This is a genomic window from Streptomyces sp. CC208A (genome assembly GCF_030010625.1).
In the GTDB taxonomy this organism is placed as follows: domain Bacteria; phylum Actinomycetota; class Actinomycetes; order Streptomycetales; family Streptomycetaceae; genus Streptomyces.
The window spans coordinates 79,334-93,230 of sequence record NZ_JASCXN010000012.1 but is presented as its reverse complement, the minus strand read 5'-3'; the positions used below and the strand labels follow the sequence as shown (position 1 = coordinate 93,230).

At 73.5% G+C, this 13,897-nt stretch carries 13 protein-coding genes and 1 pseudogene; 9 read left to right on the top strand and 5 right to left on the bottom strand.

The features are described from left to right. Nucleotides 1-201: 201 nt before the first annotated feature. The 7 genes from QK442_RS15610 to QK442_RS15580 all read left to right on the top strand — a co-directional run bounded on the left by QK442_RS15610 (nt 202) and on the right by QK442_RS15580 (nt 9,284). Nucleotides 202-3,195: a DEAD/DEAH box helicase gene (locus QK442_RS15610; protein ID WP_282694532.1), complete on the top strand. Its 2,994-nt coding sequence runs from the start codon at nt 202-204 to the stop codon at nt 3,193-3,195. Beyond that, on the top strand, nt 3,192-4,508 hold the full coding sequence (locus QK442_RS15605) for an SWF or SNF family helicase (protein WP_282694531.1): 1,317 nt from the start codon (nt 3,192-3,194) through the stop codon (nt 4,506-4,508). Before QK442_RS15610 ends, QK442_RS15605 begins: the two co-directional genes overlap by 4 nt. 450 nt (nt 4,509-4,958) lie before the next feature. Continuing rightward, a complete protein-coding gene (locus QK442_RS15600; protein ID WP_282694530.1) occupies nt 4,959-6,461 on the top strand; it encodes an ATP-binding protein in 1,503 nt (500 codons plus the stop codon). 1 nt (nt 6,462) lies between these two features. Continuing rightward, a complete protein-coding gene (locus tag QK442_RS15595; RefSeq protein ID WP_282694529.1) occupies nt 6,463-6,870 on the top strand; it encodes a roadblock/LC7 domain-containing protein in 408 nt (135 codons plus the stop codon). Beyond that, nucleotides 6,867-7,223, top strand: a complete 357-nt coding sequence (locus tag QK442_RS15590; RefSeq protein ID WP_282694528.1) for a DUF742 domain-containing protein — start codon at nt 6,867-6,869, stop codon at nt 7,221-7,223. The genes QK442_RS15595 and QK442_RS15590 overlap by 4 nt, the downstream gene beginning before the upstream one ends. Next, nucleotides 7,204-7,824, top strand: coding sequence for an ATP/GTP-binding protein (locus QK442_RS15585; RefSeq protein ID WP_282694527.1), 621 nt, complete (start codon nt 7,204-7,206; stop codon nt 7,822-7,824). The genes QK442_RS15590 and QK442_RS15585 overlap by 20 nt, the downstream gene beginning before the upstream one ends. Further along, complete coding sequence (locus QK442_RS15580) at nt 7,821-9,284, top strand: cytochrome P450 (RefSeq protein ID WP_282694526.1); 1,464 nt, start codon at nt 7,821-7,823, stop codon at nt 9,282-9,284. Before QK442_RS15585 ends, QK442_RS15580 begins: the two co-directional genes overlap by 4 nt. Nucleotides 9,285-9,289: 5 nt before the next feature. Here the strand turns inward: QK442_RS15580 and QK442_RS15575 are convergent, their stop codons facing one another. The 4 genes from QK442_RS15575 to QK442_RS15560 all read right to left on the bottom strand — a co-directional run bounded on the left by QK442_RS15575 (nt 9,290) and on the right by QK442_RS15560 (nt 11,796). After that, nucleotides 9,290-10,426: a hypothetical protein gene (locus tag QK442_RS15575; RefSeq protein WP_282694525.1), complete on the bottom strand. Its 1,137-nt coding sequence runs from the start codon at nt 10,424-10,426 to the stop codon at nt 9,290-9,292. A gap of 309 nt (nt 10,427-10,735) precedes the next feature. Continuing rightward, nucleotides 10,736-10,927, bottom strand: a complete 192-nt coding sequence (locus QK442_RS15570; protein ID WP_282694524.1) for a hypothetical protein — start codon at nt 10,925-10,927, stop codon at nt 10,736-10,738. Nucleotides 10,928-10,956: 29 nt separating this feature from the next. Beyond that, a complete protein-coding gene (locus tag QK442_RS15565) occupies nt 10,957-11,367 on the bottom strand; it encodes a four-helix bundle copper-binding protein (protein WP_282694523.1) in 411 nt (136 codons plus the stop codon). 66 nt (nt 11,368-11,433) lie between these two features. Continuing rightward, entirely contained in the window at nt 11,434-11,796 is a 363-nt protein-coding gene (locus QK442_RS15560) for a metalloregulator ArsR/SmtB family transcription factor (protein ID WP_282694522.1), read from the bottom strand. Between the two features lie 178 nt (nt 11,797-11,974). On the opposite strand from QK442_RS15560, the pseudogene QK442_RS15555 reads away from it, so the two are divergent. Both QK442_RS15555 and QK442_RS15550 read left to right on the top strand, forming a co-directional pair. After that, nucleotides 11,975-12,304: pseudogene (locus QK442_RS15555) on the top strand (flavoprotein); the annotation flags it as partial. Next, nucleotides 12,301-12,804, top strand: a complete 504-nt coding sequence (locus tag QK442_RS15550; RefSeq protein WP_282694521.1) for an HD domain-containing protein — start codon at nt 12,301-12,303, stop codon at nt 12,802-12,804. The pseudogene QK442_RS15555 and the gene QK442_RS15550, both read left to right, overlap by 4 nt. A gap of 40 nt (nt 12,805-12,844) precedes the next feature. Here QK442_RS15550 and QK442_RS15545 read toward each other — a convergent pair whose 3' ends face one another. Beyond that, a complete protein-coding gene (locus QK442_RS15545; protein ID WP_282694520.1) occupies nt 12,845-13,588 on the bottom strand; it encodes a class I SAM-dependent methyltransferase in 744 nt (247 codons plus the stop codon). Nucleotides 13,589-13,897: the final 309 nt, after the last annotated feature.

The window sequence follows — 13,897 nt, the reverse complement described above, 5'->3', positions numbered from 1 at the left end:
ACCATGGCGTCACCACCCGTCCGTGGGCGGGGGCAGACCGGGGCCGGGGGGTGGGGTGTTCCCCACCCTCAGATCGGCACGGTGCACATGTGTCGGGCGTCACGCACAAAGGTGCGTGGTCGGGGGCCGGGGTGGGGTAAGGTCGGCCGCTCGCTCTCACAGGCAGTCATATCTCGCGGATAGTCATATGTGGGGAATGTGTTGACGTCGTCGTTCCGATCCTCCGGCCCCGATCCCGAACCCTCCCTCCCGCCCGCTCCGTTCTCCGGGGCCGCCGCCCCGGCCGCCGTCTTCCTTCCCGCCGATCCGCCCCGGCTCGGCCGCATCGCGCTCTGGTCGCCCGCCGGGGAGCCGCTCGCCGGCCCGCCGGGGGCGGTGGAGGGCGAGGTCACGGTGGTGGACGGTTCCGAGCTCCGGGCCGTTCCCGTCCCCGCGCTCCTGCTGTCGGTACGGGACGCCCTGCCGTTCCTCGCCGGGGCCCGGCTCTCCGGCGGCGCCGATCCCGCGGCGGCGTTCTGGGGCGGTGCGGCGCTCCTCGCCCTGGACTTCACGGCCCGCGGCCTGCTGCTGCCCGGGGTGACGGCGGAGGGCCACGACGCCTGGCGGGCGGGGCCGTTGGGGCCCGAGGAGCTGGACCGGCTGCGGACCCTCGCCGCGTCGATGCCGCCCACCGCGCACGCCGTGCCGCTGGGCCCGGCCGGTGACCCCGCCGGGGAGGAGGACTGGCTGCTGCCGGAGCCCGAGGCGCTGCTGCGGGCCTTCCTGGACGCCGTCGCCGACGCCCTCCCCCGTACCCCGGCCGCCGTGCTCGCCGCCGGCGGCCCCGCCTTCGCCGCCGAGGAGCCGCACTCCGTTCCCGAACAGCGGCCGTGGGCCGCCGACCTGGCGGCCGGTCACGACGCCGGCGTACGGCTCTCGCTCCGTCTGGAGCTGCCCGGCCTCACCGCCGACGCCGCCGAGGCGCCGGCCTTCCGCGCGGTGCTGCAGCTGCACTCCGCCGCCGACCCGGCGGTGGTCGTGGACGCGGCGGACGCCTGGTCGGGCGCCGGGCCGGTGGCGGCCTCCCTCGGGCCGCGCGCCCGGATGGACGCCCTGCTCGCGCTGCGCCGGGCCGCGCGCGCCTGGCCGCCGCTCGCCCCGCTCCTGACGGCGGCCGTGCCGGACAGGGTGGAGCTGGCCGACGAGGAGATCGTCGAGCTGCTGGGCCCGGCGTCACGCGCGCTCGCCGCGACGGGCATGCGGGTGCACTGGCCGCGCGAGCTGACGGACCGGCTGACCGCCCGGGCGGTGATCGGGCCGGTGGAGACCGGGTCCTCGCGGACCGGCGGGACCGGGCCCGTCGGCGGGACGGCGTCCGCGGAGGGCTCCGACGGCGCCGGGAGCAGGCTGCCGTCGTTCCTGTCCGCCGACGCCCTGCTCGCCTTCAGCTGGCGGTTCTCCGTGGGCGATCAGGAGCTGACGCGGGCCGAGCTCGACCGGCTCGCCGAGGCCGGGCGGCCGCTCGTCCGGCTGCGCGACCGGTGGGTCCTGGTCGATCCGGCGGAGGTGCTGCGCGCCCGGGAGCGGCAGGACCGCAAGGTGACGCCGGTCGACGCGCTCGCGGCCGTCCTCACCGGCACCACGGAGGTCGACGGGCGTCCGGTCGAGGTGGTCGCGACCGGAGCCCTGGAACGGCTGCGCGAGCGGCTGGCCGACCCCGAGGGCGGCGTCCGGGAGATCCCGCAGCCCGCAGGGCTCGCCGCCACCCTGCGCGACTACCAGCTGCGCGGTCTGAACTGGCTGCACCGGATGACCTCGCTCGGCCTCGGCGGCTGCCTCGCCGACGACATGGGCCTGGGCAAGACCATCACCGTCATCGCGCTCCACCTGCACCGGCAGGGCGAGCCGGCCACCGCGGGCCCCACCCTGGTCGTCTGCCCGACCTCGCTGATGGGCAACTGGCAGCGGGAGTTCGAGCGGTTCGCCCCTGGCACGCGCGTGCGGCGCTTCCACGGCACCGCGCGCGACCTCGACGGGCTCGCGGACGGGGACGTCGTCCTCACCACGTACGGCACGATGCGACTCGACGCCGAGCGGCTCGCCGTCCGGTCCTGGGGGCTGCTCGTGGCGGACGAGGCCCAACACGTGAAGAACCCGTACTCGGCGACGGCCCGCCGGCTGCGGACGATCGGGGCACGCGCGCGTGTGGCGCTGTCCGGGACCCCGGTGGAGAACGACCTCTCGGAGCTGTGGGCGATCCTCGACTGGACGACGCCGGGGCTGCTCGGCGGGCTCGGGGCGTTCCGGCGCCGGTACGCGGCCGCCGTCGAGGGCGGCGCCGATCCGGCCGCCGCGCAGCGGCTCGGCGCGCTGGTCCGGCCGTTCCTGCTGCGCCGCCGCAAGTCCGATCCGGGGATCGCGCCGGAGCTGCCGCCGAAGACCGAGACCGACCGGGCCGTCTCCCTGACGCCGGAACAGGCCGGTCTGTACGAGGCGGTGGTGCGCGAGAACCTGGTGGCGATCGCGGAGGCCGAGGGCATGGCGCGGCGCGGTCTGGTGGTGAAGCTGCTGACCTCGCTCAAGCAGATCTGCAACCACCCCGCGCAGTACCTGAAGGAGGAGCTGCCGCGGATCGCGGGCCGCTCGGGGAAGCTGGAGCTCCTCGACGAGCTGCTCGACACGATCCTCGCCGAGGGGGCGAGCACCCTGGTCTTCACCCAGTACGTGGAGATGGCCCGGCTCCTGGAGACGCATCTGACGGAGCGCGGGGTGCGGACGCAGTTCCTGCACGGCGGCACCCCGGTCGCGGAGCGGGAGGCGATGGTCGCCCGCTTCCAGGACGGCGAGGTGCCGGTCTTCCTGCTGTCGCTGAAGGCGGCCGGGACGGGGCTCAACCTCACCCGGGCCGAGCACGTGGTGCATTACGACCGCTGGTGGAACCCGGCCGTGGAGGCGCAGGCCACCGACCGGGCGTACCGGATCGGGCAGACGCGGCCGGTGCAGGTGCACCGGATCGTCGCCGAGGGGACGGTCGAGGACCGGATCGCCGCGATGCTCGCGCGCAAGCGCGAGCTGGCCGACGCGGTGCTCGGCACCTCCGGCGACGGGTCGGCGGAACTGACCGAACTGACCGACGCGGAACTGGCGGAGCTGGTCCGGCTGCGCACGGACGGAGCCGGGGACAGGGACGAGGACAGGAACAGGGGCGGGCGATGAGCGAGTACGGCGAGCACGGGACCGGCCAGGAGGCCGAGGAGCTGACCTTCGCGGCGCCGCCGCCCGCGCGGGGCGGCGCCTTCACCCGGACCTGGTGGGGCCGGGCGTGGCTGAAGGCGCTGGAGGACACGGCGCTCGACGGGCAGCAGGTGAAGGCCGGCCGGAAGCACGCGCGTGCCGGTGCCGTCGGCGCGGTGTCGGTGCGGCCCGGGCGGATCACCGCCGTCGTGCAGGACCGCGACGGCACCGCGTACCGCGGCGACGTGCTGGTGCGCACCCTCACCGACGAGGAGTGGGACCGGCTGCTCGACCTGGCCGTCGACAGCGCGGGGCACATCGCCGCGCTGCTTGACCACGAGATGCCGCCGCACCTGGTGGAGGACGCGGCGGCGGTCGGCGTCGACCTGCTGCCGGGCATCGGCGACCTGGACCCGGAGTGCGACTGCGGGGCGTGGGACCACTGTCCGCACACGGCGGCGCTCTGCCATCAGGTGGCGCGGATCCTGGACGAGGACCCGTTCGTGCTGCTCCTGATGCGGGGGCGGGGCCGGCGGGCGGTCGTGGACGCGCTCCAGGCCCGCAGCGCGGCCCGGGCGGGTGCCGGGACCGGTGCTCCGCGGGGCGCGGGGGCGGCCGGGGGCGCGCCGGCGGGGGTGTCGGCGGCGGAGGCGTACGCGCTGCGGGACATCCTGCCGCCGCTGCCCGCCGTGCCGGTGCCGGCGGCGGTCCCCGGGGAGCCGCCGTCGCTGGACACGGAGACGGATCCGGAGCCGGGCGTGGAGCCGGCCGCCCTGGAGTTCCTCGCGGCGGACACGGCGGCCCGCGCCCACCGGCTGCTCACCGAGCTCCTCACCGGCCGGCCCGCTCCGTCGGAGACGGCGGCGGGGCTGTCGGTCGCCGAGGACGCGGTGCGGCTCGCGGCCGGGCGGCCGCCGTCGTGGGTCGCGGGGCGCCTCGCCTCCGGTACCGCGCGGTCGCGGGCGGAGCTCGACCTGGCCACGCGCGCGTGGCGGTGGGGCGGGGCCGCCGCCCTCGCCGTACTGGACGGGTCGTGGACGCCGGACGAGGAGGCCCTGGCCCGGGCGACGGCGCGGTTCACCGCCGCTTGGGAGGACGGTGAGCGCCCCGGGTCGAGCCGGTCGGGGGCGTGCTGGACGATGGCGGGCGGCGAGGCGCAGCTGCGGCTCGGCGAGGACGGCCGGTGGTGGCCGTACCGGCGGGCCGGGGGCGTCTGGGTCCCGGCGGGTCCGGCGGACCGGGATCCGGCGACGGCGCTCACGATGGCGACGGCGGACGCCGAGCGGGAGGACTGACCCCGCCCCGCCTCTTTGTCCTCCCTCTTCTCCCTGCTTCCCCGGCGTCGCGGCTGCGCGGCGCCGGGGTTCGTGTGTGCGCCCCCGTCGCGCTTCGAAACGACCGGCGAACAGCACACACTCTGATCATTCGATGTCAATTTCGATACACATTTCCGACCCCTTATGCGACCCATTTGATTGATAGAACGCTTCCTTCCATCGCGGTCACACGCCCATGCCGAACTGACTATGCTCCGCAGATGTGTTGCTCCGCTCACAGCGAGTCATGACCGCTGGGAGCGGGCGCCGACGAGCAGGTGCGCGCGACCGGACGCGGGCCCGTTTCCCCATGGCGGTCGTCGGTGCGTCGCGCCACTTCAGTCCGCTCCCATTCCAGACCGTTGAGGGAAGCCGTTGATGGTTCGCGCAGGTTCAACTTCCAGAGCCAGGCCGGGTGCGCCGGCTCCGGTGTGGCTCGTCCCGCCGGGCGTCCTGGCCGCCCTCTTCGCCATAGGGCTGCTCTTCGCGCCCGCGGAGATACGGACACCGGTGGCCTGGTACGGCTTCGCGGCGGTCTCCCTCACGGTCGGCAGCGCGGCCCTGACCGTGCGTCTGGCGGGGAAGGCCGAGGCGTCCCGTCACGCCCGGGCGATGCAGGCGGCGCGGCAGGCGCACGCGGAGCGTGAGACCGCGCTGCTCTCGCGCCTCGCAGACCAGCGCACCACCACCGTGTGGATGGCCGAGGAGCTCCTCCCGGCGGCCGTCGCCCGGCTCCAGAAGGGCGACTCGACCTCCGAGATCGTGAACTCCATCCGTTTCGGGGACCATCTCGACGACGGCTTCACCGAGGCCCTCAGGGGAGCGCTGCGGACGCTCCTGGAGGCCGTGGAGGCCGAGGAGAACACCCGGGACTCCTCCCAGCGGGCCCTCGTCGCCGTCGCGCGCCGCGTCCAGGCGATCGTGCACCAGCTCGCCAAGGACCTCCGGGAGATGCAGATCGTCCACGGCACGGACCTCGTGCTCGCCCGCGGCCTTCAGGACGTCGACCACCGCAACGCGCTGATCGGCCGGCTCGCGGCCAGCATCGCGGTCCTGGGCGACGCCCGGCCCGGCCGTCAGTGGTCCAAGCCGATCCCGCTCTACGACGTGCTGCGCGGCGCCATGTCGCGCATCGTGGACTACCCGCGGGTGAAGCTCCAGTCGGTCACGGAGGCGGCGGTGACCGGTCCCGGCGCCGAGCCGCTGATCCACCTGCTCGCCGAACTCCTCGACAACGCCACGACGTTCTCGCCCCCGCACACCCCCGTGGAGGTGAGCGCCGTCGAGGTGCCCTCCGGCATCGCGATCGAGATCGAGGACCGCGGCGTCGGCCTGACCGAGGAGGTCCGGCAGCGCATCAACCGTGTGATGACGGATTCGGCGTCGGGTCTGTTCCTGGCCGGTCTGGGCGAGGTCACGCAGCTGGGCCTGCCGGTCGTGAGCCGGCTCGCCCGCGAGCACGGCTGCGACGTCGACCTGCGGCCCTCCGCCTACGGAGGCGTACGGGCCGTGGTCCTCGTCCCCCGGCGCCTGATCACCACGGTGGAGAGGCCCGTCGTGAGAACCCCTGAGCCCGCCCGGAAGCGCGCGGGCGGACCGGTCCGTCCCCTGCCGAGGCGCACCGACCCGCCGGCGCCCCCGCCCGCGCCGCTGCCCGTACCCCCGCCCGCCCCCGCACCCCCGCCCGTCCTCGGGCCCCTGGACGACAGCGCGGCACCGTTCATCGACGGGAAGACCCTCAACGGTCTGCCCCGCCGCCGCCGCGACTCGCCCGTCCCGACACCGGTGGTCCGCACCGGCCCCGAGCCCGCCCCCGCCCCCCGGAATCCCGCCCGCCAACCCGGGCTGATGTGGGAGGCGTTCAACGGCGACAAGCGCTCGGGCACCGATTCCCCCACTCCGCACAGCCAGCCGTCTGATGAGGTCGAATAACATGCAGCCACTGCCCAACATCGACTGGATGCTCACCGAACTCGTGGGCGGCGTTCCGCACGTACGGCACGTGGTCGTCCTCTCCTCGGACGGTCTGTGCATCGGCCAGGCCAACACGGCGCCCGACACCGCCGACGCGATCGCCGCCGCCTGCTCCGGCATCCAGAGCCTGGCCCGGGCCATCGCGCAGATGTTCCCGCACGGCAACGGCACGACCCACATGGTCGGCATCGAGGCCGACGGCGGCTACTTCTCCCTGATGGCGGCCGGTCCCGGCGCGTACCTCGCCGTCCTGGCCGACGCGGAGGTGGACGCGGGACTGCTCGGCGACCGCATGCGGACACTGGTGGTCAGGATCGGCCGGCACATGACCAGTCCGCCTCGTGAAGACGTCCGGCAGGCGATGTGACCTCGGAGAACCAGAAGCCCTGGGACGAGGGAACCCCCGTACCGCTGTACGTCATCACCGGCGGCGAGGGTTCCTCGGCCAAGACCTTCGACCTCGTCACGCTGATCGCGACGAGATCCGCGCCGGAGCCCTCGATGCAGCCCGAACAGGCCGCCATCCTCTCCATGTGCGAGTACCCGCTGTCGGTGGCCGAGATCTCGGCCTACCTCAGCCTTCCGTTCAGCGTCGTCACCGTGCTGTTGTCCCAGCTCGTCGACGACGAACGCGTCGAGGCGATTGCGCCCGTGCCCGTCGCGGCCTTCCCCGACCGCGACCTCTTGGAGGCGGTGATCCATGGACTACGGAGACTCTGACACGCTCAGGGCAGGCCCGCGCGACACCGCCCTGCTGCTGCCCCACGGCGCCAGGGGCGTCAAGGTGGTCGTCGTCGGCGGCTTCGGCGTCGGCAAGACGACGATGGTCGGAGCGGTGAGCGAGATCCCCCCGCTGACCACCGAGGAACGCATGACGCAGGCCGGCGTCGGCATCGACCACAACCCCGGCGTGGCGGGCAAGAACACCACGACCGTCGCGCTGGACTTCGGCCGGATCAGCATCAACGAGGAGCTGATCCTGTACCTGTTCGGGACCCCGGGGCAGGAGCGCTTCTGGTTCCTGTGGAACGGGATCTTCGAGGGCGCGCTCGGTGCCGTGGTCCTCGTCGACACCCGCAGGATCGAGGTCTGCTTCGAGATCATCACCCGTCTGGAGGACCGCCGCGTCCCGTTCGTCGTGGCCGTCAACACCTTCCCCGAGGCACCCCAGTACCCGCTACCAGAACTGCGCACGGCCCTGGCCCTCAGCGATTCCGTCCCTCTCGTCACCTGCGACGCACGTGACCGGGCGTCCTGCCGGGACGCCCTGCTCTCGCTGATGGTCTACCTGTGCACCCTCGCCGCCCAGGAGACCGCATGACCCGCCCCGTCCCCGAGCACACCGTCCAGGAACCCGGGCTCGTGCCGCCGCCCGGCTGCCCGGCCCACGCGGCCACCGGCCCCGGCGGAGCGGCCCGGCTCTACGGGCCCGCCGCCGAGACCGACCCCATGGGCCTGTACGAGGAGCTGCGCGCCGCCCACGGCCCGGTGGCGCCCGTGCTCCTCGACGGCGACGTCCGCGCCTGGCTCGTCCTCGGGTACAACGAGAACCGTGACGTGGCCACCCGAGCCACCCAGTTCTCCCGCGACCCGCGGGTCTGGCACGGCTGGAGCACCGGGGAGATCGACCCCGCCACCTCCCCGCTGATGCCGATGATCGGCTGGCGCCCCGACTGCGTGTGCGCGGACGGCGAGGAGCACCAGCGGCTGCGCAGCGCGGTCACCGCCTCCCTCGACCAGTTCGACCACCGGGGGATCCGGCGCCGTATCAACCGCTTCGCCCACGAGCTGATCGACACCTTCTGCCAGGACGGCGAGGCCGAGCTCGTCGACCGGTTCACCGAGCACCTGCCGATGCTCACCCTCATCCATCTGCTCGGCATGTCGGACGAGGCGGCGCCGAAGCTCGTCCAGGCCGCCCGGGACCTCTTCAAGGCCACCGAGACCTCGCTCGCCAGCAACGCGTTCGTGGTGGAGAGTCTGGAGCAGCTCGTCCGGGACAAGCGGGTCAAGCCCGGGCAGGACATCGCCTCCGCGCTGATGTCGCACCCGGCGGGCCTCACCGACGAGGAGGTCGTGCAGCACCTGCGCCTGGTCCTGCTCGCCGGGTACGAGACCACGGCCAACCTGATGTCCAACGTGCTGCGGATGGTGGTCACCGACCCGCGGTTCCGCGGTTCGCTGGCCGGTGGTCAGATGACGCTGCCCGAGGCGGTGGAGCAGGTCCTGTGGGACGAGCCGCCGCTGATGGTGTGTCCGTCCCGGTACGCCAACGGCGACACCACCCTCGGCGGGCAGCAGATCAGGGCGGGCGACATGCTGCTGCTCGGCCTGGCGGCCGGGAACATGGACCAGGCGGTCCGGCCCGATCCCGCGGCGCCCGTCCACCACAACCGCGCCCACCTGTCGTTCAGCGCCGGCAGCCACGAGTGCCCCGGTCAGGACATCGGCCGCATCATCGCCGACACCGGCATCGACATCCTGCTCACCCGGCTGCCCGACATCGTGCTGGCCGTCCCGGAGGAGGAGCTCAGCTGGCGGTCCTCGACCTGGGCGCGGCACCTGACGGCACTGCCCGTCACCTTCGCCCCGCGCGCCCCGAGGGGCCACCAGGACGAGACGCCGCTGCCGTCGGCCCCTCCCCCGCAGCTCGTCGAGGTCCCGGCGCAGGCCGCGGCGCCGGAGGACGTACCGGAGCCCGCTCCCGGACCGGGCGAACGGCCCGGGACGGCGGACACGTCGTGGTGGGCGCGGCTACGGCGGCTGCTGCGGCTGTCGTAGTCCCGTCACGGCTCGGTGTCGAGGCCGAGCCCCACGGCCGAGGGGGGTGTCGCTGCGTGCCGGCCGGCACCCCTCCGGTACGGCTCCTCGGCGGGGGCGGCGGGCAGGCGCTGTTCGGGGATGGGCGGGTCGGCGGGGACGTACCGGGGGGCGCCGGTGTACCAGGCGTGGAGCCCGGACAGGAAGCTGCACGCCCCGCCGATCCAGGTCTCCAGCCCGGCCCGCTCCTCGGGGTCGAGGCCGGCGCGGCGGACCAGCAGCGGGATGTCCTCCTCGCGGTGCTGCTCGAAGTCGCGCATACGGGAGTTGACGAGGTGGACGGAGGCCGGGACGGCCTCGCGGAGGGGGATGCCGAGGGAGGTGCCGAGGACCACGACGAGGTTGTTGACGTCGTGTTCCTCGTGGACCTCCCGTTCGTAGGAGGCGATGTCGTTCGCCAGGCCCATGACGTCCATGAAGGCGGCGGTCAGTCCGCGGACGGGGCGGGTGTGCCGGATCCGGTCGGGTATTCGGGCGCCCGTGGCGAGTTCGACGGAGTAGGGGGCGGTGTGGGCGGCGAAGCTCTCGCGGCGGAACGGCGCGTAGTCGATCAGATGGGGGACGCGGCCGGTGCGGCTGTTGGCCAGCTCCTCGACGCCCGCGTCGATGTAACGGGCCAGCGCGCGGTTGAACTCCTGGCGCCAGTGCGCCAGTCGGGGCGGGAAGAGGTGCTGCTGGAGGTCGGCGATGCCCCGCTCGACGGCGTTGACCGGTTCGGGGAGGCGGGCGGGCGCATCGGGGCGCAGGAAGGCGTGGAGGCGCGCGGTGAAGTCGTGTGCGCCCTGGAGGTCGCTCGTCCGTTTGAAGGAGTGGGCGAAGTAGTCGTCCCAGGCGAGGGCCCAGATGTTGAACCGGTGGTTGAGCCGGAGGGCCTCGGGTGAGGCGTCGGGCAGGGTCCAGGCGGTGAGCAGATCCACCGTCATGGCCCGGAACTGGGACAGGGTCCAGATCGGGCGACGGTCGGGCCGTCCGTCCCCGGTGTCCAGCATGCCCATCTCGCGCGCCCAGGTCTCGCTCTCCGCCCGCAGGCCCGGCAGATGCGGGTTGACCCGTAGGGGATGTGGCATCCACAACTCGGGGATTTCGACGGCATGCAGGGGCATGGTCGGTCCACCTCCTTCAGTCCTCAAAATCCTTTGTCTGTTGCCGCTGTCACTGACGGCCGACAATTCCCGCCACGCGACGCTGCAAACCTGCCCGCCTGATCATGCCCACAACCCCCGGTCGAGGCGAACCGGAATTCCGGGAACACAGGTGTCTTGCTGGGCTGTTGTGCTCTCCTGAGACCGTGGGCGCGCGCATGACGCGCCGTCACAGGGGCCGCGAGTGCCTGACGACCATGGCCAGTTCCGGCCTGCCTCGCGGACCCCTGCGCTTCCGGTGGCCGGACAAGGGTCGAACTCGGACGGTGCTCACGGGTGGGGCTCGCGCTGCTCCTCCCGGCCGGAGCCCGGGGTCTGCCGCTTGGCGGTGCTGCCGTGCGCGTCGTCCACGGAGCGTTTCGAGCGGTGCTGGGCCGTCTCCTCGGCCTCGCGCCGTGCCGAACGGGCGCGGCGCTCGTCGGCGGCCGCGTCCGCCCGGTCGGGGTGCTGTTCCCCGTTCACTGTGGCCTCCTCCGGCAGTCTTCCGACGGTCAGCCGAGGCGGTCGAGGAGGGTCCGGCAGGCCTCCTCACAGGTACGGCAGGCCTCGGCGCAGATGCGGCAGTGCTCGTGACTGGAGGCGTGCCGCTCGCACTCGGCGGCGCAGACCCGGCAGGCCGTGCGGCAGGCGGCCAGGACGGCCATGGTGACCTCGGTGTCGTGACCGGTGTGCCGGGACAGCACGGCCGCCGTGGCGGTGCAGAGGTCCGCGCAGTCGAGGTCGGTACGGATGCAGGTGACGAGTTCGCCGACCACTCCTTCGGAGAGGCAGGCGTCCGCACAGGCGGTACATGCCTGCGCGCAGGCGATGCATGCCTCGACGCAGCGGGCCGTCGCGTCCGTGTCGAGCTCGTCGAGGGGCGCCGGGAAGGTGTTGATCATGCCTCGTACGGCTGTCTCCATGACGGCGACTCCTTCCGGTGGGGTGTGTACGGCGCGTACCCCGCCCCGGACCGTTCACCCGGCCCGCTACGCGGTCGCCGCCTTGGTGAGGAGCGCGCCCATGGCGGCGAGGACGGCGGGCTCGACGCGGTAGTAGACCCAGGTGCCGCGCCGCTCGGAGGAGAGCAGGCCGGCTTCCTTCAGCTTCTTCAGGTGGTGGGAGACGGTGGGCTGCGAGACGCCGACGTCGGAGATGTCGCAGACGCACGCCTCGCCGCCCTCGTGGGAGGTGACCGCCGAGAACAGGCACAGCCGGACCGGATCGCCGAGGGCCTTGAACATCTTCGCGGTCCGCTCGGCCTCTTCGGCGGTCAGCGGACGCTCGTCGAGCGGCGGGCAGCACGGCTGGACCTCGGGCTGAAGCAGCGGCAGGGCGTTCGCGTTCAGCATACTTCTATGTTGACACCTATCGATACAGCCTGCCGCGCCGAGGGCGCCAGAGATCGACAGATGCCGAAACAGAAGGGGATCCGTCATGAACGCCTCCGCCACCGAGCAGCTGCCCGTCGTGGTCATCGGAGCCGGCCCCACCGGTCTCGCCGCGGCCGCCCACCTCGTCGGCCGCGGCATCGAGCCCAACCAGCACTCCTGCGACACCGTCCACCCGCACGGTGTGAAGGAGCTCTCGCACCCGGAGCAGGGCGTCCACCTGGTCGGCATGAAGTCCTACGGGCGTGCCCCGACCTTCCTCGCCCCCACCGGCTACGAACAGGTCCGTTCCGTGGTCGCCGCCCTCGCCGGCGACCACGAGTCCGCCGAGCGCGTCGAACTCGTCCTCCCGGAGACCGGGGTCTGCGGCGGCGCCGGCCTCTTCGAGCAGCCGGACCCGGAGGAGCCGGCAGAAGGCGGTGGCTGCTGTGCCCCGGCCCCCGGCACATCCGCCATCATGGGGGCATGAAGACCCTCGCCGAAGTGGACGCCCTGGCCGACCGTGCGCACGCCGGGCAGGTCGACAAGGTCGGTGTGCCGTACGTGGAGCACGTCCGGGCCGTGGCGGCGGGGCTGGCCCCGCTGGGGGCCGAGCTGGCCATGGCGGGGCTGCTCCACGACGTCGTCGAGGACACCGTGTGGACGGCCGAGGAGCTGCGGGCCGCCGGGGTCCCCGAGCGGGTCGTCCGTATCGTCGAGGCCGTCACCAACGACCCCGGCGGCTCCTACGAGGAGAAGATCCGCCGCATCACCCGGGATCCCGACGCCACGCTCGTGAAGATCGCCGACAACGCGCACAACAGCCGGGCGGACCGGGCGGCGGGGCTGCCGCCGGAGCAGCGGGAGCGGCTCGCCGCCAAGTACCGGGCGGCGCGGCGGGTGTTGTGGCCGGCCGCCGACCCGGCGCACGTCGCGACGATCCTGCGGGTCGTCAACCCGGAGCTGCTGGCCGAGGCGACGGCCTCGTAGGACCGCCGGAGGCGCTGTGGCGCCGGGCCCCGAGGGGCGGTCAGGCGCGGCAGCGGAGGAGTTCGAGCGGGGGGTGGGCGAGGAGGTCGGCCCAGAACTCCTCGCCGTACGCCCGGAGGCCCGCCTCGGAGATCCGGAGCGGGAGCCATTCCACGTCACGGAACCCCGCCGCGGTCAGGGCGTCCTCGTAGACCTCGCGACGCGGGGCGCTGCCGACGATGCTGATGGGGTGCGGATCGAGGAGGGCGGTGACCCGGACCTTCGGGCCCGTCTCGATCTCCTCGCCGGTCGGCTCGCAGCGGAAGCCGTACGTCTCCAGGGAGGCGCAGTCGAAGGCGTAGTCGGGCTTCTGGGCGAGCACGTAGAAGGCGCCGCCGGCGCTCAGGCCGCGGTGGATGTTGGCGCACATGCGCTCCATCTCCGCGAAGGACCGGGCGTAGTTGAGGCACTGCACGCCGAGCGCGATGTCGAACGGCCGGTCCACCGGCTTCAGTTCGGCGACGTCACCGACCTCGTACCGTACGCCCAGCGGGTCGCGGGTCTCGATGTCCCGCGCGGCGGCGATCATCTCGGAGGAGATGTCGACGCCGAGGACGTCCGAGGCGCCGCGCCGCTTGAGCTCGCGGCTGTAGAAGCCGGTGCCGCAGGCGAGGTCGAGCACCGTCCTGCCGGTGACGTCGCCGACCAGCTCCAGGAAACTGGGCACCTCTCCGTAGCGGATGAGCGGCAGGGCCTTGAACCCCTCGAACACCTCGCCGATCCCGTCGTACTGCTGCGCCGTCATGTGTCGCCGCCCCTCGTGTGCGTCCGTGTGCGTCCGTGTGCGTCGGGTGGTGCGCGGGCGCGCCGGAGCCGCGGACCGGGTGTCCGCAGGGCTCGCCGGACGCGGCCGTGGCAGAGAGTCTGCGCCGCTCACGCCCGGCCGCCGTACTGTCGGATGGCACGAGAAACCGTGCGGCCTCCCCTCGCATCGGCCAAGGGAGGCCGCCGATCAGGGGGTTGTCCCGTCGTCCGGGTCCGGCGGAAGCAGTGCCGCCGTTTTGGAAGGTTTTGTAGCGCTCCGGATGCCGATCCAGGTGTCGATCCGGTCAGG

Bases quoted from the DNA above. Each gene is read 5' to 3' on its own strand.
- QK442_RS15560 (WP_282694522.1), bottom strand. From the start codon at position 11,796: ATGCTGAACGCGAACGCCCTGCCGCTGCTTCAGCCCGAGGTCCAGCCG.
- QK442_RS15550 (WP_282694521.1), top strand. From the start codon at position 12,301: ATGAAGACCCTCGCCGAAGTGGACGCCCTGGCCGACCGTGCGCACGCC.
- QK442_RS15605 (WP_282694531.1), top strand. From the start codon at position 3,192: ATGAGCGAGTACGGCGAGCACGGGACCGGCCAGGAGGCCGAGGAGCTG.
- QK442_RS15580 (WP_282694526.1), top strand. From the start codon at position 7,821: ATGACCCGCCCCGTCCCCGAGCACACCGTCCAGGAACCCGGGCTCGTG.
- QK442_RS15585 (WP_282694527.1), top strand. From the start codon at position 7,204: ATGGACTACGGAGACTCTGACACGCTCAGGGCAGGCCCGCGCGACACC.
- QK442_RS15545 (WP_282694520.1), bottom strand. From the start codon at position 13,588: ATGACGGCGCAGCAGTACGACGGGATCGGCGAGGTGTTCGAGGGGTTC.
- QK442_RS15595 (WP_282694529.1), top strand. From the start codon at position 6,463: ATGCAGCCACTGCCCAACATCGACTGGATGCTCACCGAACTCGTGGGC.
- QK442_RS15575 (WP_282694525.1), bottom strand. From the start codon at position 10,426: ATGCCCCTGCATGCCGTCGAAATCCCCGAGTTGTGGATGCCACATCCC.
- QK442_RS15565 (WP_282694523.1), bottom strand. From the start codon at position 11,367: ATGGAGACAGCCGTACGAGGCATGATCAACACCTTCCCGGCGCCCCTC.